26 protein-coding genes and 1 riboswitch are annotated in these 23,296 nt (G+C 37.6%); of the genes, 17 read left to right on the top strand and 9 right to left on the bottom strand.

Translation table 11 applies throughout. The annotated features are described in order from the left end of the window. Positions 1–2: 2 nt before the first annotated feature. Positions 3–821 carry a 1,4-dihydroxy-2-naphthoyl-CoA synthase gene (gene menB, locus FG383_RS10905; protein WP_142607436.1) on the top strand — a complete coding sequence of 273 codons (819 nt, stop codon included), beginning with the start codon at positions 3–5 and terminating at the stop codon, positions 819–821. Between the two features lie 66 nt (positions 822–887). Then, positions 888–2,318: an o-succinylbenzoate--CoA ligase gene (locus FG383_RS10900; protein ID WP_142607435.1), complete on the top strand. Its 1,431-nt coding sequence runs from the start codon at positions 888–890 to the stop codon at positions 2,316–2,318. A gap of 480 nt (positions 2,319–2,798) precedes the next feature. On the opposite strand, the gene FG383_RS10895 is transcribed toward FG383_RS10900, so the two are convergent. The 3 genes from FG383_RS10895 to FG383_RS21480 all read right to left on the bottom strand — a co-directional run bounded on the left by FG383_RS10895 (position 2,799) and on the right by FG383_RS21480 (position 4,305). Beyond that, complete coding sequence (locus FG383_RS10895; protein ID WP_142607434.1) at positions 2,799–3,845, bottom strand: metal ABC transporter solute-binding protein, Zn/Mn family; 1,047 nt, start codon at positions 3,843–3,845, stop codon at positions 2,799–2,801. A 100-nt stretch (positions 3,846–3,945) separates the two neighbouring features. Beyond that, a complete protein-coding gene (yidD, locus tag FG383_RS10890) occupies positions 3,946–4,179 on the bottom strand; it encodes a membrane protein insertion efficiency factor YidD (RefSeq protein WP_142607433.1) in 234 nt (77 codons plus the stop codon). A gap of 3 nt (positions 4,180–4,182) precedes the next feature. After that, positions 4,183–4,305: a hypothetical protein gene (locus FG383_RS21480; protein WP_281285304.1), complete on the bottom strand. Its 123-nt coding sequence runs from the start codon at positions 4,303–4,305 to the stop codon at positions 4,183–4,185. A gap of 100 nt (positions 4,306–4,405) precedes the next feature. Between FG383_RS21480 and FG383_RS10885 the strand changes: the two genes are divergently transcribed. From FG383_RS10885 to FG383_RS10855, 8 genes are all read left to right on the top strand, one after another. Continuing rightward, positions 4,406–4,864 (top strand): Dps family protein, encoded by a 459-nt coding sequence (locus FG383_RS10885; RefSeq protein ID WP_142607432.1) that lies wholly within the window; start codon positions 4,406–4,408, stop codon positions 4,862–4,864. 58 nt (positions 4,865–4,922) lie between these two features. Continuing rightward, on the top strand, positions 4,923–5,102 hold the full coding sequence (locus FG383_RS10880; protein WP_142607431.1) for a putative motility protein: 180 nt from the start codon (positions 4,923–4,925) through the stop codon (positions 5,100–5,102). Between the two features lie 78 nt (positions 5,103–5,180). Further along, complete coding sequence (locus tag FG383_RS10875) at positions 5,181–5,522, top strand: transposase (protein ID WP_142607430.1); 342 nt, start codon at positions 5,181–5,183, stop codon at positions 5,520–5,522. Then, positions 5,506–5,667: a hypothetical protein gene (locus FG383_RS20905; RefSeq protein WP_185907911.1), complete on the top strand. Its 162-nt coding sequence runs from the start codon at positions 5,506–5,508 to the stop codon at positions 5,665–5,667. Before FG383_RS10875 ends, FG383_RS20905 begins: the two co-directional genes overlap by 17 nt. An 89-nt stretch (positions 5,668–5,756) precedes the next feature. Then, positions 5,757–6,407 carry a CPBP family intramembrane glutamic endopeptidase gene (locus FG383_RS10870; protein WP_246096966.1) on the top strand — a complete coding sequence of 217 codons (651 nt, stop codon included), beginning with the start codon at positions 5,757–5,759 and terminating at the stop codon, positions 6,405–6,407. Between the two features lie 50 nt (positions 6,408–6,457). Continuing rightward, positions 6,458–6,931, top strand: coding sequence for an NUDIX domain-containing protein (locus FG383_RS10865; RefSeq protein ID WP_142607429.1), 474 nt, complete (start codon positions 6,458–6,460; stop codon positions 6,929–6,931). Beyond that, on the top strand, positions 6,909–7,697 hold the full coding sequence (locus tag FG383_RS10860; protein ID WP_142607428.1) for an alpha/beta hydrolase family protein: 789 nt from the start codon (positions 6,909–6,911) through the stop codon (positions 7,695–7,697). The genes FG383_RS10865 and FG383_RS10860 overlap by 23 nt, the downstream gene beginning before the upstream one ends. A 2-nt stretch (positions 7,698–7,699) precedes the next feature. Further along, positions 7,700–8,149 (top strand): hypothetical protein, encoded by a 450-nt coding sequence (locus tag FG383_RS10855; RefSeq protein ID WP_425467640.1) that lies wholly within the window; start codon positions 7,700–7,702, stop codon positions 8,147–8,149. A gap of 47 nt (positions 8,150–8,196) precedes the next feature. Here FG383_RS10855 and pckA read toward each other — a convergent pair whose 3' ends face one another. After that, the gene (gene pckA, locus FG383_RS10850; protein WP_142607427.1) at positions 8,197–9,783 is read right to left on the bottom strand and encodes a phosphoenolpyruvate carboxykinase (ATP); all 1,587 of its coding nucleotides are present in this window, start codon (positions 9,781–9,783) and stop codon (positions 8,197–8,199) included. 341 nt (positions 9,784–10,124) lie between these two features. Continuing rightward, a riboswitch (SAM riboswitch) is annotated at positions 10,125–10,238 on the top strand. Positions 10,239–10,437: 199 nt separating this feature from the next. Here pckA and metK point away from each other — a divergent pair. Together metK and FG383_RS10840 are read left to right on the top strand one after the other, a co-directional pair. Further along, a complete protein-coding gene (gene metK / locus FG383_RS10845; protein ID WP_142607426.1) occupies positions 10,438–11,634 on the top strand; it encodes a methionine adenosyltransferase in 1,197 nt (398 codons plus the stop codon). Between the two features lie 634 nt (positions 11,635–12,268). Further along, the gene (locus tag FG383_RS10840) at positions 12,269–13,426 is read left to right on the top strand and encodes a glycerate kinase (protein ID WP_342782138.1); all 1,158 of its coding nucleotides are present in this window, start codon (positions 12,269–12,271) and stop codon (positions 13,424–13,426) included. Between the two features lie 226 nt (positions 13,427–13,652). Here FG383_RS10840 and FG383_RS10835 read toward each other — a convergent pair whose 3' ends face one another. Further along, positions 13,653–14,165 carry a gamma carbonic anhydrase gene (locus FG383_RS10835; protein WP_142607425.1) on the bottom strand — a complete coding sequence of 171 codons (513 nt, stop codon included), beginning with the start codon at positions 14,163–14,165 and terminating at the stop codon, positions 13,653–13,655. Positions 14,166–14,253: 88 nt separating this feature from the next. Between FG383_RS10835 and FG383_RS10830 the strand changes: the two genes are divergently transcribed. The 3 genes from FG383_RS10830 (at position 14,254) to FG383_RS10820 (ending at position 17,188) form a co-directional block, all read left to right on the top strand. After that, on the top strand, positions 14,254–15,045 hold the full coding sequence (locus tag FG383_RS10830; protein ID WP_142607424.1) for an alpha/beta hydrolase: 792 nt from the start codon (positions 14,254–14,256) through the stop codon (positions 15,043–15,045). A 54-nt stretch (positions 15,046–15,099) separates the two neighbouring features. Beyond that, a complete protein-coding gene (locus tag FG383_RS10825) occupies positions 15,100–15,783 on the top strand; it encodes a phosphoribosylaminoimidazolesuccinocarboxamide synthase (RefSeq protein WP_142607423.1) in 684 nt (227 codons plus the stop codon). Positions 15,784–15,874: 91 nt separating this feature from the next. Next, on the top strand, positions 15,875–17,188 hold the full coding sequence (locus tag FG383_RS10820) for an NAD-dependent malic enzyme (RefSeq protein ID WP_142607422.1): 1,314 nt from the start codon (positions 15,875–15,877) through the stop codon (positions 17,186–17,188). Between the two features lie 16 nt (positions 17,189–17,204). On the opposite strand, the gene FG383_RS10815 is transcribed toward FG383_RS10820, so the two are convergent. From FG383_RS10815 to mnmL, 4 genes are all read right to left on the bottom strand, one after another. Beyond that, positions 17,205–17,747 (bottom strand): isoprenylcysteine carboxyl methyltransferase family protein, encoded by a 543-nt coding sequence (locus FG383_RS10815; RefSeq protein WP_142607421.1) that lies wholly within the window; start codon positions 17,745–17,747, stop codon positions 17,205–17,207. A 1-nt stretch (position 17,748) separates the two neighbouring features. Next, the gene (locus FG383_RS10810) at positions 17,749–18,831 is read right to left on the bottom strand and encodes a type III polyketide synthase (RefSeq protein ID WP_142607420.1); all 1,083 of its coding nucleotides are present in this window, start codon (positions 18,829–18,831) and stop codon (positions 17,749–17,751) included. 68 nt (positions 18,832–18,899) lie between these two features. Next, a complete protein-coding gene (gene mnmM, locus FG383_RS10805) occupies positions 18,900–19,469 on the bottom strand; it encodes a tRNA 5-(aminomethyl)-2-thiouridylate-methyltransferase MnmM (RefSeq protein WP_142607419.1) in 570 nt (189 codons plus the stop codon). Beyond that, entirely contained in the window at positions 19,466–20,425 is a 960-nt protein-coding gene (gene mnmL, locus FG383_RS10800; RefSeq protein WP_142607418.1) for a tRNA modification radical SAM protein MnmL/YtqA, read from the bottom strand. Before mnmL ends, mnmM begins: the two co-directional genes overlap by 4 nt. 122 nt (positions 20,426–20,547) lie before the next feature. On the opposite strand from mnmL, the gene FG383_RS10795 reads away from it, so the two are divergent. Next, positions 20,548–21,717, top strand: a complete 1,170-nt coding sequence (locus FG383_RS10795; RefSeq protein ID WP_142607417.1) for an MDR family MFS transporter — start codon at positions 20,548–20,550, stop codon at positions 21,715–21,717. Positions 21,718–21,812: 95 nt separating this feature from the next. Continuing rightward, positions 21,813–23,156 (top strand): sigma-54 interaction domain-containing protein, encoded by a 1,344-nt coding sequence (locus tag FG383_RS10790; protein WP_142607416.1) that lies wholly within the window; start codon positions 21,813–21,815, stop codon positions 23,154–23,156. The last annotated feature ends 140 nt before the right edge of the window (positions 23,157–23,296 follow it).

The raw sequence follows: 23,296 nt of genomic DNA, 5'->3' as shown, positions 1-23,296 counted from the left end.
AGATGACTCGTGAATGGACAACGCTACATACATATGAAGATATTAAATATGAATTTTACAACGGTATTGCGAAAGTAACGATTAACCGTCCGGAAGTGCGCAATGCATTTCGTCCGAAAACGGTGATGGAAATGATTGATGCATTTTCACGCGCACGTGATGATAAAAACGTTGGAGTTATTATTTTAACTGGTGAAGGCGAGCATGCTTTCTGTTCAGGTGGAGACCAAAAAGTACGTGGGCATGGTGGATACGTTGGAGAGGACGAAATTCCTCGTTTAAACGTACTGGATCTACAACGTTTAATCCGTGTTATTCCAAAACCAGTTGTTGCAATGGTAGCAGGTTATGCAATTGGCGGAGGGCATGTGCTTCATGTCGTATGTGACTTAACAATTGCTGCCGAAAATGCTCGTTTTGGACAAACTGGTCCTAAAGTAGGGTCATTTGATGCTGGTTATGGTTCAGGTTATCTTGCTCGTATTATCGGTCATAAAAAGGCACGTGAAATTTGGTATCTATGCCGTCAATATGATGCACAGCAAGCACTTGATATGGGACTAGTTAATACAGTCGTTCCTTATGAGCAATTAGAAGACGAAACTGTACAATGGTGTGAAGAGATGTTAGAAATGAGTCCAACTGCACTTCGTTTCTTAAAAGCAGCGATGAATGCAGATACAGACGGTTTAGCAGGTCTTCAACAATTGGCAGGAGATGCAACACTTCTTTACTACACAACAGATGAAGCAAAAGAAGGTCGCGACTCATTTAAAGAAAAACGTAAACCTGATTTTGGTCAATTCCCTCGTTTCCCGTGATTGCCTAAATTAGTATGAGCTGCCCTATTCGTATAGGGCAGCTTCTTTTTGAAAGGAAGAGTAATTATGTATCCAAATTTATTGATGAAACGAGCGAGTTTAACGCCTGATCGAGTCGCATTACGATTTAATGAGCAGGAATGGACATTTGCTAGGTTGGCAGAGGAAGCAATCGAATTTGCAGAGAAACTACATACAAAAGGTATGGAAAAAGGAATGCGAATTGCCATTTTGGCTTCTTCCAATCCAAAGTTAATAGTTGTCATGCATGCATGTATGCAGCTAGGTTGTGAGCTTGTTTTGTTAAATGAACGATTATCAGAAGAAGAGCTAAACTATCAATTAGCAGATAGTGCGCCGGATTATTTAGTGGTCGATGATTATAATAAAAGAAGCTTGTCTTTTAGCAATAAATATTCGTTTGATGAAATTGAAAATGTAGGGCGTTCCTTCTTTGAAGTAGAGAAAGATTGGACAAAAGAACGTACAATTACGATTATGTATACTTCCGGTACGACGGGGCGTCCAAAAGGTGTACGGCAATCCCTTGAGAATCATGTGATGAATGCAACTGGATCTGCCCTAAATCTAGGTGTTCACCCAAATGACTGTTGGTTATGTACGATGCCATTATTTCATATTAGTGGGTTTTCTATATTAATGCGTTCTGTTTATTATGGAATGACGATTAATTTGCATACAAAATTTGATGCTGAAGCGGCTATCAAAGAAATTTTATCTGGCACTGTTACACGTATGTCCGCCGTTGCAGTTATGTTAGAAAGAATGTTGACTGTATTAGAATCGAAAGGTTTATCATTTCCTAATACGTTTCAATCAGTGATTGTCGGTGGAGGACCAGTGCCTTTAAATTATTTGGAGCGAGCAATCGAGCGAAATATTCCAGTTTTACAAACATACGGTATGACGGAAACAGCATCCCAAACGACGACATTAGCAAGTGAGGATGCTCTTCGCAAACTAGGCTCTGCTGGTAAACCGTTATTCTTTGCGGATGTGCGTATTGATGGGAATGAGGAAATCGGAGAAATTTGCATCAAAGGACCACATGTGACAAAGGGATATGTTGGAGCAGCTGAATCGACAAATCCATTAGTGGATGGTTGGCTACATACAGGTGATATGGGATATATGGACGAAGAAGGCTATTTATTTGTGGTGGATCGTCGGTCCGATTTAATTATTTCTGGCGGAGAAAATATTTATCCAGCAGAAGTAGAACAAGCCTTGGTGAAACATCCTGCAGTAAAAGAAGCTGGTGTTACAGGAAAACTAGATGACAAATGGGGGAGAGTTCCTGTAGCATTTGTTGTGTTAAAAGGGGAAACTTCCGAAGAAGAGTTGAGAACATTTATGAAAAAGCAATTAGCTCCTTACAAGCAACCAGTGGATTACTATTTTGTAGACCAATTACCTCGCAATGGGTCGAATAAGTTGCTGCGTAGAGAACTTTTCAATTATATAAAAAACACTTAGAAAATGAATTCTAAGTGTTTTTTTTCGAAAAACAAGAAAAGTATAATATTTAGCCCGTCATGAAGCCTTTATTCATGGTATTTTCGATGAAAAATGGCGTCTAGTTGGAAAATATAGAATGTTAGTTGGAATTACGGGACATTTAGTTGGAATTTAGGAGTGTTTAGTTGGAAAACGGTGTTCCTATATTATTTTTCTGTATGAATCGGTGGAGCTTTCAATATTTTAAGGAGATACCAGAAAAGTGTGCCAGAAATAATATCTTCTAGTGTTATTCTCCAAGTATTTTTTCTTTTATTAACCTAAAGTAACCTCGCTTCAAACATGTTAAGTGAGAGACGAGCAATTTACAGAAAAAGAGGAACGAGAAGTGGTTTACAACTTCTCGTTCCTCTTTAAAACTCCAAGTAAGATATGACCATAGCACGCTAGAAACAATTAAGACAAGATGGACTTAAATGGCGCCCTGCGCTTTTTATACTATTGTAATACCGTTTTTAACGTGTCTAAATTTCTTTTCATAAGGGTGAAGTATGTTTCGTTATCTGCAATGTCTTCTTTGGATAGAACACCTAAATTGTGTAATACTAAACTTTCCGCACCAACTTCTTTTTGGATAACTTCTGTCAGTTTAGAAGATACGTTTTGTTCAAATAAAATATACTTCACATCTTTTTCTTTAGCTAAATCGATAATTTTTGTCAGTTCTTTTTGAGATGGCTCATCTTGTGAGTTTAGTCCTGCTATGGCAATCTGCTCTAGACCATATGTGTTTGCAATGTATCCAAATGCAGCATGTGAAACGAAAAACGTTTTGTTTGGTGCATCATGCGCCATTTCTTCAAAATCAGCATCTAGTTTTTGTAGTTCTTCGATTAATTGTTCATAGTTTTTTTCGAATGTTTCTTTTTGGTCTGGAGCAGCTTCGACAAACTCGTTTTTAATAGATAGTGCTAGGTTTTGACTTATTTTTGGTGAAATCCATACATGTGGATCTGTATCTCCATGATCATGACCTTCGTGACTTTCTACTGTAGTTTCTTCATGCTCGTGCTCATGACTTTCTTCTGTAGCTTCTTCATGCTCGTGCTCGTGACTTTCTGTTGTTGCTTCTTCATGCCCGTGATCATGATCATGTGTACTAGCATCTAATTGGTCTTCTGGAACCGCGTCAATAGTTGCAATCATTTTCACATGCTCGCCCGCTAATGTTTTTTTCGCATTTTCAACAAAACCTTCTAAACCTAAGCCTATGTAGAAAAATAAATCCGCGTCGGCAAGTGCCATCATATCTTTTTGAGTAGGCTCAAATGTATGCTCATTAGCTCCAGCTGGATAAATGGATTGCACATTTACTGCTTCTCCACCAATTCTTTCAGCAAAATATTGTAGAGGATAGACCGTTGTATACACTTGAATAGTATTTTCTTTTTCTTGCGTTGTTTCAGTTGGGCTTGCTTCATTTCCACATGCGGCAGTAAATAAAACAAGGATGAATACTGAAAATAATAAAAGTCCTTTTTTCAAAATTTTCACTCCTAAATAGTAATGATTACGTTTTAATTAGTAATAACTTTTACATCATACAAGACTAAATAAAAAAAAGCAAGAAAAAATAGCCTTTGAATTATTTTTTCTTCAAAGGCCATTTATCTGGAACTGGATCAATGCCACCTTCATGAAAAGGATGACATTTAGATATTCTTCTAATCGTTAAGTACCCACCTTTAATCGCCCCATGTTTTTGTACTGCTTCGACACCGTAATGGGAGCATGTTGGATAGAACCTACAACTGGGCGGTGTTAAAGGGGAAATAATTTTTTGATAAAAGCGGAAAATAGCTATAATAATATGCTTCATCTACTATTCAACGTCCTTTGGTTTAGGATCAATGGCAGTAGGTTTGTCATTCATCGCTAATTTATATAAAAATGTAAAACCAAATATACTAAGTAGAATTGCTGCACCTAAAATCCAAAATACCATTCTTTTCACTCCATAAATATTGTATGTATGTTTATTGTAAGGAATAGCGAGGTATATTAAAAGAGAAAGCAACTATTATTTTGGGGAGAGTGGCAAAATTATGTCAGAATCATTGAATAAAGAACTAAACAAGCAAGTTGCGAATTGGTCGGTATTGTATACAAAATTACATAATTTTCATTGGTATGTAAAAGGACCATCTTTCTTTACATTACATGCAAAATTTGAGGAATTGTATAACGAAGCAACTCTTAATATGGACGAAATTGCGGAACGTTTACTAACTTTAGGTGAGGCACCTGTTGCAACGTTAAAAGAGCATTTAGAGCTTTCCGATATTAAAGAAGCGAAAAATAAAGAAAGCGCGGATGAAATGGTACAAGCAGTCGTAAAAGACTTTGATAAGATAATGAAATCACTCAAAAAAGGAATGGAAGAAGCCGCGAAAGAAGAAGATGATATGACCGAAGATATCCTCAATGCTATTTATCAAAAAACAGAAAAACATCAATGGATGCTGAATGCATTTTTAGGGGACACGAACGAAACTAAGAAATAAAACCTATGCAAAGTATATCTCGGTTATCCGATAATAAGGGTATGAAGGAGGGATTTTGATGGATATTAACTCCATAATGTCTTCACAACTTATGCAACTACAGCAAACAGTCCAAATGAGCGTTTTACAAAATGCCATGAATATGGATACCGTAGCTGCCGTGCAGATGCTTGAAGATATGCCTCAAACTGCTGCTCCTCATCCTTATAAAGGATCAGTAGTAGATATTCAAGCGTAAGAGAAAAGCATGTACCAATTATTTTTGGTGCATGTTTTTTTAGTTTGCACACATACTACTTGAAAAGGATGTGTGTAGATGACTTTAAGCAAAGTGTATATTTCAGTCAAAAGCCAAAAGCTATATTTGTACCCTGACGAGTCTCCTTGGGAATTCGAAGTTGTAGTAAACCGTGAAATTATCCCTGTTTTTCAAAAGCTTTTCGATCAATTAGATAGTGTAGAAATCAGCAACTTTTGGAGGGCGCATATACCGATAAGGAAATATCATTTCGATAAAGAAAATGATCAATACGACAAAAGAATGAAAAAGCTATATGCGCTCATTCATGAATTTGGAGATGAAGAATCCAAAAACTTTGTTGAACAGCTTCCCTATTTTAATCCAAGAAGGAGAGAGACAATTGAGCAAAACTATTAAACGAAAAGGAAACGAAAATTCTACAAATTATCGTAATGTAAGTTCACTGTTAAACCAAAACCCCCAAATAAAAGCGAAGCAGAACATTGCTCAAAACAGGGAAGAAGGAAACGAGCATTATATACGGGATGAGACAAAAGAATGATCCTCCTGAAGACTTAGCGCAGTTGCTAAGTCTTTTTTCATACATATATGCTACGATAGAATGTAAATAGAGACACAGTAGGAGGATGTATGATAAAACAAATTTTATTACTAATAGCGCCAACTATTTTAATATTTATCGGGCTTTCTTTCATGCAAAATGTTTTAATAACTTTTATTCTTTTTTATGGATGGCTACTGTTTATACCGTTAATTATCCGCTTTTGGAAAAGGAAGAATAGAACACACATAAAGTCACCTTTGACAAAGAAATCCATTATGGTAGGAGTTATAAGTGGGGTGATTTGTTTGGTTTCTATTTATAGCTTCGTTCTTTTTTTCCAATCATCCGTTTTGGATATCCCACAGTTACGTCAGCTACTGAAAGAATGGGATTTTAACGGGGCGAAGGTGATATTGCTCGTATTAGTTTTAGCTTTTATTAATCCTATTTTAGAGGAACTTTACTGGAGAGAATTTATGTATAGTAGGTTATTTATAAAAATAGGGAATGTTTTGGCTGTTATGATAACCGCTATTTTTTACAGTTTGTATCATTTGATTGTAGTGATGGAGATTTTCAGTTTTCCTTTTAACGTGCTGTCCGTTATTCCTGTTTTTTTAGCGGGTATTATGTGGGGAATTTTTCGTATCAAACTAAATTCGATTGTAGCGCCAATTATTAGTCATTGTTTAGCGGATATTGGGATTATGCTTGTATATTGGAATATTATTCTTTAAATTCATCCTATGATAGAATTTTTATAAGTGAAAAAAGGGAGGGATAGAGCATGATTACTTTCCAAGACCTGAATGGTATACGAGTAGAACTATCCTTTGAAAAAGGATTATTTCCGATAAAGGCAATGCATGTGTTAGTTATAGCAAAATATAAAGGAAAATGGTTATTAACGAAGCATCCTATACGTGGCATTGAATTTCCAGGGGGAAAAGTAGAAGACAATGAAACGTTAGAAGAAGCAGCGATACGTGAAGTTTTAGAGGAAACGAATGTAGAGATAACCGATATGGAGTGGTTTGCCGAATATATAGTGTATGAAGAAAATCCATTTTGTAAGGCGGTTTTTATCGCGAATGTTGGGTATATACATGACAAGAGCACTACATTTGAAACAGAAGGTGCTCGGTGGTTATCGACGAATGAATTGCAAAACTACGAAAATTTAAGCTTTCATATGCAAGATCAAGGTATGCAAGCAATGTTAAAGAAGGTGAATACATATGAAGGAAAATGGAACAATTGAAAGGATGCAAGTATATCCTTCGCCTAATCCAAATATAGCATTAACTGAAATCACTTATTGGTCTTGTGGTTTACGGGTGAAAGGAATGCTCGCAACACCGAAAAAAGAAGGAATATATGAAGGGATATTGTATTTGCGAGGTGGTATGCAGAGTATTGGGATGGTAAGACCTGCTCGTATTGCCCAAATTGCGTCGGAAGGATTTACTGTTTTTGCCCCTTACTATCGCGGAAATCGTGGAGGGGAAGGGAGAGACGAATTTGCAGGAGAAGATAGACTAGATGCTGTTTATGCAGTTGATATTTTAAAGCAATTTTGTATCTCGACAAGAATTCATCTTTTTGCTTTCTCTCGTGGCGGTATTATGGCATTATGGACGGCTATTTTACGAAAAGATATTGCTTCGATTGTGACATGGGCCGGAGTGTCGGATATATATTTAACATATGAAGAACGCTTGGATATGCGACGAATGATGAAACGCGTAATAGGTGGTACTCCGACGAATAAAACAGAAGCATATGAAGAACGGAACGTCTTACCCAAAATTGCTGAAATAAACGCCCCTACCTTGATCATTCATGGGAAGTTGGACGTTAATGTTTCCTTTGTGCATGCAGAAATGTTAGAAAAAGAATTACTAGGGAACAATAAAATAGTGGAAACATGGTATTATCCTGAATTTACACATTTTTTTCCTAGTCTTGTAAATCGACAAGTAGTAAAAGATGCGTGTAGGTGGATGAAGATGCAGAGGGGAGTTTGAAATTGGGAAATGTGATTGTCACAACGGAGTCAATGAGTATAGATGGGAAATCATCTTTCGCTTCTGATACAAGCTTTTGGACGAATCTTTGGGATTTGTATACAAATGAGATTGATGATGTCATTATCCAAAGCTGGAAAGAGGAAGTGGAGGTAATTGGTGAACTGAAACCACGAGCGATTTCTACTATCAATGAAGGACTTATAAAAGTATTAACGGTTAATTTGAATGAGGAAAACCGTACCTTTTTTCGAAATAACTCCATTGATCCGAAAGGCGGATTAAAATGGTTCAAAATGTTTTTGAATAAGGCAGGGGACGAGCGATTAGAAATTGGTCATTATGGCTCGGAAATTATTTTATATAAAGTGGATGAAGAGGAAGCGGTAAAATTCAGATCCATATTCACTTCATCTGCTACATCGAGCTTTTATGATGAAAATGCAGATTAATCAAAAGAGGATGTCACCAAATGAATGGGACATCCTCTTTTATTATGTTATGCTAATGGTCCGCCTTTAAGCGAAATATCTTGGGAAACTGTCCCAAATTTTTGGAAGTTCTTGCGGAAAGCATGTGCTAGTTCAGTAGCTTTTGCATCATATGCTGCTTGATCTTCCCATGCATTACGTGGGATTAACACTTCTGCTGGTACTCCGTCAATTTGTGTAGGAATTTCAAGACCGAATACTGCATCTGTCGTCGTTTCTACATTTCTTAACTTCCCGTCAATTGCTGCACGAACCATCGTACGTGTATAAGCAAGTTTCATACGGCTACCAACACCGTATTCTCCACCAGTCCATCCAGTGTTCACAAGGAACACTTGTGCACCGTGTTCATCAATTTTCTTCCCAAGCATTTCTGCGTAAACAGTCGCATGCAATGGTAAGAAAGGTGAGCCGAAGCAAGTAGAAAATGCTGGTTGTGGTGATGTGATTCCACGCTCTGTTCCTGCAAGTTTTGATGTAAAACCACTTAAAAAGTGATACATTGCTTGTTCTTTCGTTAATTTACTAATTGGAGGCAATACGCCAAACGCATCAGCCGTTAAGAAAACAATTGTATTTGGATGACCGGCAACAGAAGGATCTACAATGTTTTCGATATTTTGAATTTGATACGCTGCACGTGTATTTTCTGTTAATGAATCATCTGCATAGTTCGCAACGCGCGTTTCTGGATCTACTACTACATTCTCTAAAACTGTACCGAATGTAATAGCGTCAAAGATTTGTGGTTCGTTTTCACGAGTTAAGTCGATACATTTAGCGTAACAGCCACCTTCAATATTAAATACGCCATTATCAGACCAACCGTGCTCATCATCACCGATTAATTTACGCCCTGCATCTGCAGAAAGTGTAGTTTTACCTGTTCCAGACAATCCGAAGAATAATGCAACATCGCCTGATTCGCCAACGTTAGCGGAGCAATGCATTGGTAAAATGTTTTGTTCTGGTAACAAATAGTTCATAATAGAGAAGATTGATTTTTTCATTTCTCCTGCGTATTCCGTACCACCGATTAAAACGACACGTTTTTCCATAGAAACGATGATAAACGTTTCTGATTTTGTTCCATCAATCATTGGATTTGCTTTGAAATTAGGTGCACTTACGATAGTGAAATCAGCTTGATGAGCTATCAATTCTTCTTCTGTAGGACGGATAAATAATTGGTGGGCAAATAAATTATGCCACGCAAATTCATTTACAACTTGAATGCCAAGGCGGGATTCTTTATCTGCTCCAGCAAATCCTTTAAATACAAATATTTCTTCTTGTTCTTTTAAATAGTTCGTTACTTTTTTATATAGTGCGTCAAAAATTTCGGAAGAGATAGGTTGGTTTACTGAACCCCAATCGATTTTGTCTTTAGAGATAGGCTCTTCTACGATATATTTATCTTGTGGGGAACGGCCTGTGTATTTACCAGTCTCTGCTTTTACAGCACCTGTAGAAGTCAAAATAGCTTCCCCTCTAGATGTTGCTTTTTCCACAAGTTGCGGCACTGATAATTGTACGCTAATATTGTTTCCAGCTAGCAATTCGTTCAGTTCACTCACCGTATCGATTGAATTCATATTGTATTTACCATCCTTTTTTTCTTTTTACCCTCAATCATGGAGGATTTTTTTTACTTGATATGTGAATTAGTATAACACATTTAACTCAATAGTCTACACTATTTAAATGTTTATTTTACAAATTAAATTTTTTCAGCAGAGGTTCAAGCCCTAATGGAATATCGAGAAACTCCGGCTAAGATAGCCGCATCCATGCGATAACCGCTAACTGATTTGCATCACGCTGAACGAAGCTCCATCGACAATCTGATGCAATTGCTACAAGACGTAATTGATAAAACGGAATTTTTTATTGACTTTTGTATGTAGTTTCCGTATGATGTTAAATTGAACGGATACTCTTATCCCGAGCTGGTGGAGGGGTCAGGCCCTATGAAACCCGGCAACCTGTAATTTTTTTTTTACAAAGGTGCCCAACCTGAGACAAGGTGTGATTCCTTGATTGATAAGAGTGAAAGGTGCTTATGAAATTGATACCTTTCCTCATGTATAATTACGTGAGTGAGAGGTTTTTTATATAACATCGCCCTTTATCCTTGTGTGCCAAGTCCGAAACGGCTTCAAGTTAAACTATTTGAAATGGCTTGACATGGGAATGAGTACCGTATCAATTCTTGAGAGAAATCTCGCAGGATATAGGAGGAATATTCTATGACACAACGCCGATTATTTACGTCGGAATCAGTTACAGAAGGGCATCCAGACAAAATTTGTGATCAAATTTCGGATGCTATTTTAGATGCAATTTTAACGGAAGATCCAAATGCTCGTGTTGCTTGTGAAACAAGCGTGACGACAGGTCTTGTTTTAGTTGCAGGAGAAATTACGACGTCTACTTATGTAGATATCCCAAAAGTAGTACGTTCTACTATTAAAGAAATAGGTTATACTCGTGCAAAATACGGATTTGACTCGGAAACTTCTGCAGTATTGACTGCAATTGATGAGCAATCTGTTGATATTGCAATGGGTGTTGACCAAGCGTTGGAAGCTCGTGAAGGATCTATGACAGATTCAGACATCGAAGCAATTGGTGCAGGGGACCAAGGTCTAATGTTCGGTTATGCATGTAATGAAACACCTGAACTTATGCCACTTCCAATTAGTTTAGCGCATAAGCTGTCACGTCGTTTAGCAGAAGTGCGTAAAGACGAAACATTAAATTACTTACGCCCAGATGGTAAAACGCAAGTAACTGTGGAATATGATGAAAATAATAATCCAGTTCGTATTGACACGATTGTTATTTCGACACAACATCATCCAGAAGTTACATTAGAACAAATTCAAAAAGATTTAAAAGAAGTAGTGATCAAACCTATTGTTCCTGCTCATTTAATTGATGAAAATACAAAGTACTTTATCAACCCAACTGGACGTTTTGTTATTGGTGGACCTCAAGGGGATGCTGGTTTAACAGGACGTAAAATTATTGTTGATACGTACGGTGGATACGCTCGTCACGGAGGCGGTGCTTTCTCTGGTAAAGATCCAACGAAAGTAGACCGTTCTGCTGCATATGCTGCTCGCTATGTTGCAAAAAATATTGTCGCTGCAGGACTTGCAGACCGTTGTGAAGTTCAATTAGCATATGCAATTGGTGTAGCACAACCTGTATCAATCGCGGTTGATACATTTGGAACTGGTAAAATAGAAGAGGCACAATTGGTATCACATATTCGTGACCTATTCGACCTACGCCCAGCAGGTATTATCAAAATGCTAGATCTTCGTCGCCCAATCTACAAACCAACTGCAGCTTATGGTCATTTCGGTCGTACAGACATCGATGCACCATGGGAAAAAACCGATAAAGCAGAAGCTTTAAAAGAAAAAGCAGGATTATAATTAAAAACGCCGCCACCTTTTGTAAAAAGTGGCGGCGTTTTTGTTTTGCTTAGGAAACTAAAAAATTTAGACATGTAGATAATTTTTCAGGTAGCACAATGTATGGCATTCTTTATATTGTAGGTGCTATAGGGATAATGAGACTTAAACAATGTCCGCTAAGATTTTCGCTTCAGTCGGACGCTTTGCGCCGGGTGAGCGATGAGCCACCCCCGCTGCTTAGGCGTACGCCTGAGATGTCTCATTAGCCCACTCATCGGGCAGGAGTCGCCGGCTGCAGCGAAAATCAACGGAGATCGCTTACTTATTCAGTATCAACTCGCTAAAAATAAAATTTCCTCCGTTTTTCGACTGTGTGAATCCAATAAATGGTTTAGGGCAATCGATTAGTCATGGAAAGCAATCAATTCTATTCCGAAAGCAACCAAACCAGCACGAGAGCAACCAATTTGCCGATGAAAGCAACCAATTCTGATATTACGCAATCTAATATTTGTCGGAAGCTTGGAAAAAAATAAATTTATAGAGCTAGTTTTTGTTATGAAAAACAAGTATATTATTAATTCTTTGTTACTTAGACTATTACCATTGTCAGTTTATTCACTTATAATCAATGTAGGTGAAGGAGGTGCTAATGATGAAAGTTTTGATTGCAATTGATTCATTTAAAGGAAGTATTTCTTCTGTAGAAGGCAGCGAAGCTATTTCTTTAGGTATAAAAGATATTTATCCTGAAGCGGAGATCGTAACACTTCCTTTAGCAGATGGTGGAGAAGGAACAGTGGAGGCATTGGTACAGGCAACGGGTGGAAAACTAGTCAAAAAAGTAGTACTAGGTCCTTTAAAAGAAAAAGTAGAGGCTATGTACGGAATTTTGGGCGACGGTAAAACAGCGGTTATTGAAGTAGCGGAAGCTTGTGGTTTACCTCTAGTTCCTTCCAATCAACGTAATCCGTTCTTGACAACTACATATGGTGTTGGAGAACTCATTTCCGATGCTATAGAAAAAGGATGCCGTGAGTTTGTTATTGGGCTTGGTGGAAGCGCTACAAATGACGCTGGGGTTGGCATGCTTCAAGCATTAGGTTTTCGATTTTTAAATTTACACGATGAAGAGGTTGGATTAGGTGCGGAGTCATTACTTAGTATTCGGAAAATAGATCTAAGTCATGTGCATGCGAAATTGAAGGAATGCTCTTTCAAAGTTGCATGTGATGTAAACAATCCTCTTTACGGGCCGGATGGTGCTGCATTTATTTTCGGACCTCAAAAAGGTGCTACGCCTGATATGGTTAAACAACTTGATAAAGGGCTGGAACATTTTGCTGAAATAGTGCTCGATGAACTGGGTACCGACATTCATAATATTGAGGGAGCAGGAGCTGCCGGGGGATTGGGAGCTGCTTTTTCAGGTTTCTTACATGCCGATCTTCAGTCTGGAATCGAACTAGTGTTAAAGATTATTGAAATGGAAAAGAACATGCAAGGTGTCGATTTTGTTGTTACAGGTGAGGGGAAGTTAGACGGACAAACATCTATGGGAAAAGCGCCACTTGGAGTAGCACATCTTGCCCAAAAATATGAAATTCCTGTCGTTGCACTCGCGGGCGGCGTTACGGAAGAAACAGCGGCATTAAACGAACTTGGTATCACTTCGTATTTTTCCATTATGAATGCGCCGATGACGCTGGAAGAAGCTATGGATTCAAAGGTGACGTACAACAATTTACGATCAACAACAAATCAATTATTCCGGTTGCTTCAAGCTGTTCGAACAGGCGTAAAAAAGTAACTGAAAGCTTACCTCAAGAAGATCTTTTGAAAATAAAAGTGAAATAACCGGTACTTCTTAACTTCGGAGTAACCGGTAATTTTTTAGTTAAAATGACTTAAGTATGAAATCTGCGTTTTGTCTGTTGGCCCCATAGTGGGGGGCTTATAGACAATGCATATTTGATTTGTATTAATGGTTTTAAGTTAGTTCTCTATCTATTTACAATTATAAGTGGAAGCTTTTTTTATTTCTGCAAGGATTTATAATACTCTCCTTTTTCCACATACTCTCGAATAATCCGTTCTACATCTTCTTTATCTGCATCAGTTAATTCTCGAACAACTTTTGCTGGACTTCCCATAGCAAGTGAATTAGGGGGAATTTTCTTTCCTGGAGGTACAAGACTTCCTGCCCCAATAAATGCACCTTCTCCTATTTCGGCACCGTCTAATATGATGGAGCCCATACCGACTAATGCACCTTTACGAACCGTACAACCATGTAGTGTTACTTGATGACCAATCGTTACTTCGTCTTCAATGATGAGTGGGTTATTAGGACTTTGATGAAGGCAACTTAAATCTTGAATACTTACTTTACGTCCAATAATCGTAGGAGCAACGTCCCCTCTAATTACCGTATTGAACCAAATTGTAGACTCCGGTCCGATTGTCACATCACCTGTTATTGTGACATAATCAGCTATAAAAGCAGTTTCATCAATCGATGGAATTTTGTCTTTATATGGATAAATCAATATATACACGCCCCTTATAAAAATAGAATATAATTAATCGTATCAAACAAACAAGAATAAGGGAATAGATTAGAAAGGTGTGCTGTTCATGTGGAAATGGGAAGCAGAAGAAAAACCAAAAGCAGTAATTGTCATCGTGCATAGTGCATATGAACACCATCGAAGATATGCTTGGTTGATAGAAAAATTGAGAAGTTCCAATTGCCATATCGTTATGGGAGATCTACCTGGTCATGGTGAGCTAAAAAAAGGGAATAGACCGCATGATGAATCATTCGATTTGTATAAAGACTATATAAAACAAGCACATCAAGTAGCAAAAACATATGATCTACCGATATTTCTATTAGGACATGGTTTAGGTGCCACCTTGTTAGTAAAAGTTTTACGCAAATTAGATATGGAATATGCAGGAATTATTTTAACATCTCCATGGCTCCAATTAAAAAAAATGCCGTCTAAATGGACAAATGCATTAGCTAAACTATCTGTCCCTCAAAAGATTAATCATGACATACACTTAAATGAATTAACGAGAAATTATGAGGTGTTCCGCCAATTTGCAGAGGATCCAACCTATCGTACGACTGTTACAAACGATTGGTATAAAGAAATGCAAGCATTAATGAAATCGGTCGTGCAGTCTGTTGAGTCTATTGTGAATGCCCCGGTTTTATTAATGACGGGAGAGCGTGATATTATTACAGATACAAAAATAACCGCGAACTGGTTTAGAAGACAAGAGCTTTCTGAATACCAATTTAAGGAATGGAAAAATTGTTTTCATGATTTATATCAAGAACCTGAACGAGAAGAAATTTTTGCTTATTCCGATTCTTTCATAAATAATGTCTTAAGATCCATCGGGTATATTGTTTGATCGGCTACTTTAGGTGTAAAATGAAGCATACATAATTGAAGGAGGAAATGGTAGATGAATCTGACGTATCAAGGAAAAACAAAAGATGTATATAAATTAGATAATGGGGATGTCCTATTAAAGTTTAAAGATGATGTGACTGGAGAGAATGGTGTTTTTGATCCAGGTGCAAATACAGTAGGACTTACAATAGAAGGTGCTGGACAAGCAGGCCTTCGTATGACAACGTATTTCTTTCAAAAGTTAATGGAAAAAGAAATACCAACGCATTTTATTGATTCTAATATCGATGAATCTACAATGACTGTAAAAGAAGCGAAAGTTTTTGGTAAAGGACTTGAAGTCATTTGTCGCTTCAAAGCTGTCGGAAGCTTTCTACGTAGATATGGTGCATATTGTGAAGAAGGACAACCTCTAGATGCATTTGTGGAAGTAACGATTAAAGACGACGATCGTCAAGACCCACCAATTTCTAAACAAGCGCTTTCGATGCTTTCTCTTCTGTCGGAAGAGGAATATGAGACATTGCAAACTTTAACGAAACAAATTTCTCAATTCGTGAAAGAAGATTTAGCAACAAAAGGGTTGGAATTATACGATATTAAACTTGAATTCGGTCGAGATGCAAAAACAAATGAAATTATTCTAATCGACGAGATCTCTGGTGGGAATATGCGTGTATACAAAAACGGTCAATATATTGAACCATTAGCATTAGAGAGACTTTTATTCGCTTAATTAAGAAAGAAATCCTTCATTCCTTATGATTGAGGGATTTCTTTATGTTATAATCGATTGGTAGAAATAGAGAGTTTAAAGGAGAAATTACATGCAAAACCAACATATTATTCGAAATATTATTGTGGAAACTCCATCAAAGCCAGGTAATTTTGCGAAAGTTGCGACTGCGATTGGACTAGGTGAAGGAGATATTGGCGATATTACAACGTTAAAAAGTGGTGCATTGATAACGGTCCGTGATATTACTATTACTTGTAAATCTATCGAGCAATTAGATAAAGTGATTGCGAATATTGAAGCGATAGGAAACGGTGTGAAAGTTCATGCGGTAACAGATGATGTCTTGAATGCGCATGAAGGTGGAAAAATTGCGATGAAGAGTAGATTAGATGTACGCTCCCTTGGAGATTTACAACGAATCTATACGCCTGGTGTAGCAAGTGTATGTATGGAAATTCTCCATCATCCAGAAAAAGCTAATTACTTCACATCGATTGGTAACTCCGTTGCGATTGTAACAGACGGTACAGCAATATTAGGTTTAGGAAATATCGGTCCAGTTGCTGGAATGCCAGTAATGGAAGGAAAAGCTGTATTACTAGATCAATTCGTCGGATTAAGTGGAATTCCGATATTATTAAACACTAGTGATCCAGACGAAATAGTAGAAACGATCAAACATATACATAAAGGATTTGGAGCTATCTTGTTAGAAGATATTGGCTCACCACATTGCTTTGAAATAGAAGAAAGACTGAAAGAAGAGCTACCTATTCCGGTTATGCATGATGATCAGCACGGAACGGCAGTAGTTGCATTGGCAGCTATACTATCTGCATGCAAGGCTACGAATGTAGATGTGAAAAAAGCAAAAATCGGTCAAATTGGTCTTGGTGCGGCAGGTCTTGCGATATGCCGTATGTTAATGGCTTATGGCGTAGAAGACGTTTATGGACTCGATCGCCAAGAAGAAGCGCAAGATCGTTTGATCAACTATGGTGGAAAAACAATTGGATCTCTAGAAGAAATGATGGAAACATGTGATATTATTGTTGCGACAACTGGTGTATCTGGGTTGATCAAACCTGAAATGGTTCGACAAGGACAAATTATTTTAGCTCTTTCCAATCCAAACCCAGAAATACTTCCATCCGAAGCAATTGCAGCAGGAGCGGCTTTTGCAGCAGATGGACGTTCTGTAAACAACGTAATCGGTTTCCCAGGCATATTCAAAGGGGCATTAGATGCTGGAGCATCTGCTATTACATATCCAATGCTAATAGCGGCAGCACAAGCAATTGTCAGTCATACGAAACCTGGCGAGTTAATACCAAACCCACTAGATCCAACTGTACATCATCTAGTAGCAAGAGCAGTGGAAGAAGCTGCAAATCAACAATAAACAAAGAAGATTTCGGTTAAGATGCCGAAATCTTCTTTTTAAATTCCTCCGTATAATCGGTTGCTTCCATCAATGCTTTTTCCTCGAGTGGAATACGAACTGAAAGCATCGCTAGATTTAATAGAGTAAAGCAAATCGCTGTAAAGTAGGCTTGGAACATTAAAGGTAGTAGGGCGATTTCAATACAAACGACCACATAGTTCGGATGTTTTATATATAAATAAGGACCTGTTTTTACAACATGGGCACCAGGTAAGATCATAATCTTCGTATTCCAAAATGTCCCTAAAGAAGTTAAACACCAAATACGAAGTGCCTGAACAAATAAAAAGATCACTAAAAATAGTGGAAACAGAGGCGAAATACGCGGTTCGAAAAATAGTACTTCTGCGATCAAACAAACAAAAAAACTAACATGAAGTGCAACCATATAAGGATAATGAGATGCACCTACTTCATAGGCACCACGTGCGAGCATCTTTTTTTCATTTCGTTTCGCGATAAAAACTTCCGTAATTCTTTGCGCGATAACTAGGAATATAAGGATGAAAAATAACATGTTAATCCCCCCAATTTAGTAAAACTGCTTCTCCGCAAAATCCAGGTCCTAGTGCTACGAGTAAACCAACATCTGCTTTATTATTTTCCTGTAACATGAATTGCTCCAGTACATAAAGGACAGTAGGCGAAGACATATTTCCGTGGTTTCTTAATACTTCCCGAGAAATCGACGTTTTACCTTCTGGTAAGTTGAGCGTATTTTCGTATGCTTCCAGTACTTTTTTGCCTCCGGGATGCGCAACAAAATGGTCAAGCTTTTCTTTTGTCATTTGTTGTTCCGTTAAAAATTCATCGATGAAAGGACCTAACCAGCTAGTAATAATAGAAGGTATGCTTTTCGAGAATACAACATGCAATCCACTGTTTTTAATATCCCATCCCATCACATCTTCGGAGTCTGGCATCCATTTAGATGCTGTACTCATAATGTGAGGAACAGGTCTTTTTGTTGGAACGTTTGCTTCATCCCCACATACTAAAACACAAGCCGCCCCGTCAGCGAAAAGAGAAGCTCCAATTAAATTACTTTTCGAAAAATCATTTGGTTGGAATGTAAGGCTACAAAGCTCTACACAAACAACGAGTACTTTTTCCTTAGGATGTGCTTTACAATAGTCAAATGCTCTACTAACTCCAGCCGCGCCTCCAGCACAACCTAGCCCCCATAACGGGATTCGTTTCATACGATCGGAAAAAGGGAGATGGTTCATTACACGAGCGTCGATACTTGGCGTCGAGATTCCGGTCGTACTGACGAATATGATTGCATCGATTTCTTCTGGATCAATCGTATTTTGTAAAAAAGTCGTGTTTTGAAGGCATGTTTGAATTACTTCTACGCTATATTTCGTAGCTAGCTCTATATAAATAGTATTACGTTCTTCAAATGTATGGTCTGTTTGATGCCATTCTAAAGGCACGCAAAACTGACGAGTTTCGATATCGCCATTTTCAAACACTTTTAATAATCGATCAAGCTGGGCGATTTTATCTTTGAATAGTTCTTTCGTTAGTTGTTCAATATTTGTTTGGTTTAATGTATAGGGAGGTTTATATGTACTGATGGATGCAATTTTAGGCATGGAGATTCTCCTTTTTACAGGTAGTCTCTCCATGTATTCTCTGAATATGCAAAGAAGTGGTTGAAGAGTTAATTGGTCTTCATTTTTTCGATTGCAATAATAAAAGGTGGATCATTTTGTTGATTGACGAATTGATAGGATAGCACATGAGCGTACGACTGGGGTAATTGTTGTACGAACGATAGTAATACGTCTTTTTCTTCTTTACCACCTTCATGTCCGTGATAAACTACTAAAACGATTAACCCTCCAACTTTTAGTAAATGCAAGAGAGATTCAATTGCTTGAACAGTAGAAGTTCCTCTTGTCACGATTTCATGATTACTACCTGGCAAATAACCTAAATTAAATATGGCTGCGGATACTTCTGCATGCACATACTTCGCTACATTTTCATGCCCATCATGAATTAATGAAACTTGTCCGATCAAATTCGCTTGCTCCAGCTTTTCTGCTGTTGCTTGAATAGCTTCTTTTTGCACATCGAAGGCATACACATGCCCATTTTCTCCTACTAAATCTGCAAGAAATAATGTATCGTGTCCATTTCCAGCCGTTGCGTCTACTACTGAATCACCTTTTTCAATGACACTTGCTAGTAATTCCTTGGTAAATGGTAAAACCCTTTTTAAAATCATGTTAAAACACCAGTCTTTTCATATAATTTTCCTTGATAACTATTTCGTTTTGAGAGTTCCGCATCAATCCCATTTAATACATCCCATTTATTGACACTCCACATTGGGCCAATCATTAAATCAATTGGTCCATCACCTGTAATACGTTGGACAACCATTTCGGGCGGAAGTACTTCTAATTGGTCGGCAACTAGCTGAATATACGCATCTCGTTCCATAAATTCTAGTTTCCCTTTTTCGTATTGTTTCACCATAGGAGTTCCTTTTAATAAATGAAGTAAATGGATTTTAATCCCTTGTACATCAAGTTTGGCAACTTCGCGGGCAGTTTCCATCATCATATCTCGGTCTTCTAAAGGGAGACCGTTAATAATATGTGTGCAAATTCGAATGCCATGTTTACGTAATTTGTTTACACCTTCTATATAAGTAGGGTAATCATGTGCACGATTTACTAAATTTGCCGTTCTTTCATGCACCGTTTGAAGTCCTAGCTCTATCCATAAATAAGTCCTTTCGTTTAACTCGGCTAAATACTCGACTACATCATCAGGTAAGCAGTCGGGTCTAGTTGCAATGGAAATGCCAACGACACCTTCTAGTGCTATAGCTGCTTCAAATTTTTCTTTCAGTATTGGAAGAGGGGCGTGTGTATTTGTATACGCTTGAAAATAGGCGATGTATTTTCCTGTTTTCCACTTTTCGTGCATTTTGGATTTTATTTTTTCAAATTGTACTGGAATTGGATCCACTTTATCTCCCGCGAAATCACCACTACCAGCAACGCTGCAAAATGTGCAGCCACCAAAAGCGACTGTACCGTCTCTATTCGGACAGTCAAAGCCAGCGTCTAGCGCGATTTTGAAAATTTTCTGTTCAAATCTGTCTCGCAAATATCGATTCCATGTATAGTACCTTTTTCCATCTGATGGAAAAGGGAAATTGTTTTCATTCATGCGAATTCACTCCTTAACATGCCTATTTTATCATGTCTGGAAGAAGTTTGTTGTATCCATCTTGAAGTACTCTATAAAAAAGCATACAATAGTTTAACGTACGAGGAAATGAGGTGTTTTGTATGCCAAAAGCTGTATGGCTTTTAATCATCGGAATGTTTATCAATACGATGGGAAATTCCTTCTTATGGCCTTTACATACCATTTATATGCATGATTATTTGGGGCAGTCACTTTCGATGGCTGGATTTGTACTGATGATTAATGCTGGGACAGGTGTTATTGGTAACTTACTGGGGGGGTATTTGTTCGATCGTATTGGCGGGTATAAATCGATTATGCTAGGAATTATTTTGTCCCTAATAGCTTTAGGGTTATTAACAATATGGCATGGATGGCCTGAATATATATGGTTTGTTGCGATTTTAGGATTTAGTGGGGGAATTATTTTCCCTAGTATGTATGCGATGGTCGGCAGTGTTTGGCCAGAAGGTGGAAGAAAGGCGTTTAATGCGATTTATTTGGCACAAAATGTTGGAGTTGCCATTGGTCCTGCGATTGCAGGAGTAGTAGCGGATAATAATATTAATCACATATTTATGGCGAATCTACTGACTTATATTTTATTTTTAGTTATTGTATGGATTTTTTATCGGAAATTAGTTGTTACAACGAATAGACATAGCTCGGTGTTGAATGAGAAAAAGAAAATAAAACAAAAAGCACCTTTTTATGCCATGATGATTGTAACGGTTGGGTATATGTTGACGTGGATCGTATACGTGCAGTGGACATCGACTATTTCAACTCATCTGTTGGATCTAGGCATATCATTAAAGCAATATAGTCTACTATGGACGATCAATGGTGCACTTATTATTGCGGCTCAACCGCTGATCAAACCGATTATTAGTCGATTAGAACATAAAATAAAAGCGCAGCTTATCATTGGGATTGTTATTTTCATGGGATCTTTTGTAGTAGTTGCTTTTGCTGAGAGTTATACGATGTTTATCACGGCAATGGTCATCCTGACGATTGGTGAAATGTTCGTTTGGCCAGCGGTGCCAACGCTTGCTGATAAGTTAGCTCCAAAAGGGAGAGAAGGATTTTATCAAGGCATTGTGAATAGCATGGCGACTATTGGACGAATGATCGGACCGTTTATAGGTGGTTTACTGGTAGAAGCTTACGGGACACCGATGATGATATTAATACTTACGAGTTTTATGATTTTTGCGATTGTAACGAGTTTGCTATATGATTTACCACTTAAAAAACGCACCGTTTGATGAAAATCAAACGGTTTTTTTCTGAAATGAAATTGATTAATATGCCAATCTTTGAGAATATGAAAGAGAAGCTGTTTCAAAAGGGGGGAATGGGTATGGGAACTTTTTTGAAAAACTTATCTACATCCGTGCTTGCGGAAATACTAGAAAATGCGTTCCAATGGTTTGTAGTTGTGGACGAGCATTCGAATATTCTTTACATTAATGAAGAATATTGCCACTTCTTAGAAGTAAAAAGGGATGATGCGATTGGAAAGCCAGTTGCTGAAATTATTGAAAATACAAAAATGCATGAAGTTATTAAGTCGGGGATAGCGGATATTGCCTCGCCTCACTATATTAAAGGGACATATATGCTTGCGAATAGAGTACCACTTGTTGTCGAAGGAAAAATTGTTGGTGCTTTTGGAAGCGTTATATTTAGAGACATGTCTGATTGGAAAAAGCTAAGTTCTCATGTTCGAACAACGATGGAACGTATTCAATTGAATATGGAAGATAATAGTTATAAGGAGTACCATCTTGGGGATATTAAAGGAACTTCATCAGCAGTGCGAAAGATAAAAGAAACAATCGAAATAATTGCTCCGAGTGATATACCCGTTTTAATAGAAGGGGAAAGTGGGACTGGAAAAGAAATTTTTGCACACAGTATACATCAGCTTTCTGAACGTTCAAATGAGCCGTTTGTTAAAGTAAATTGTGCAGAAGTTCCACCTGAAATGCTGGAGGAAGAATTATTTGGAAAGCTTGACTTGGCAACTGGGAAATTTAGTAGAGGTAGATATAAGCAAGCTGATAAAGGGACACTATTCATAGATGAAATTAGTGCGCTCCCTCTGACGCTACAGGCGAAGCTTCTACGTACTTTGCAAGATGGAGCGGTTTTTACTATGCAAGCAGAGAAAGAGGAACAAGTAAATGTTCGAATACTAGCATCTTCGAATATATCTTTAGCAAATCTTGTGGAAGAAAAGAAGTTTAGGGAAGATCTATTCTATCGAATCCAAGCTATAACCTTACGTATTCCCCCTCTTAGGGATCGTATGGAGGACTTAGATGAGCTGTTAAACTATTTCTTGCAAAAGTTTGTTGTGCGGGCTGGCCGCCGGAAAATTGTATTAGCAACAAAAACGAGAGAGATACTTCAATCTTATCATTGGCCAGGGAATGTCCGTGAATTGCAAAATGTGTTGCAAGCAGCGGTATATTTAGCTGAAAATGACGTCATCGTACCTTCTGCACTACCAATACAAGTAAAGAAACGAAATGCTTTGTCGTTTCCAACGAATGGAAAGCTGGAGGATATTTTAATTGAAGTAGAAAAACGCGTCATTCAAGATTTACTTGAAAATCAATCCAATAAAGCGCTAATTGCAAAACAACTAGGGATAAGTAGATCTACCCTTTATGAAAAAATTAAAAAATATAACTTTTGACCTAAATCCGATTTTTTGGACATCAATCCAGAAATTCGGATTTTATATTCTGAACTAATCCTTCAAATAATTTATTTCAGTACGATATTAATCCGAAAAATCGGATTAATAACAAGTATAGCGTTAATAATATTGTCATA

Origin of the sequence: Psychrobacillus soli (assembly GCF_006861775.1) — a bacterium.
Lineage (GTDB): Bacteria > Bacillota > Bacilli > Bacillales_A > Planococcaceae > Psychrobacillus > Psychrobacillus soli.
The sequence above is the reverse complement of the archived record's forward strand: the minus strand, read 5'-3'. Positions and strand labels throughout refer to the sequence as shown.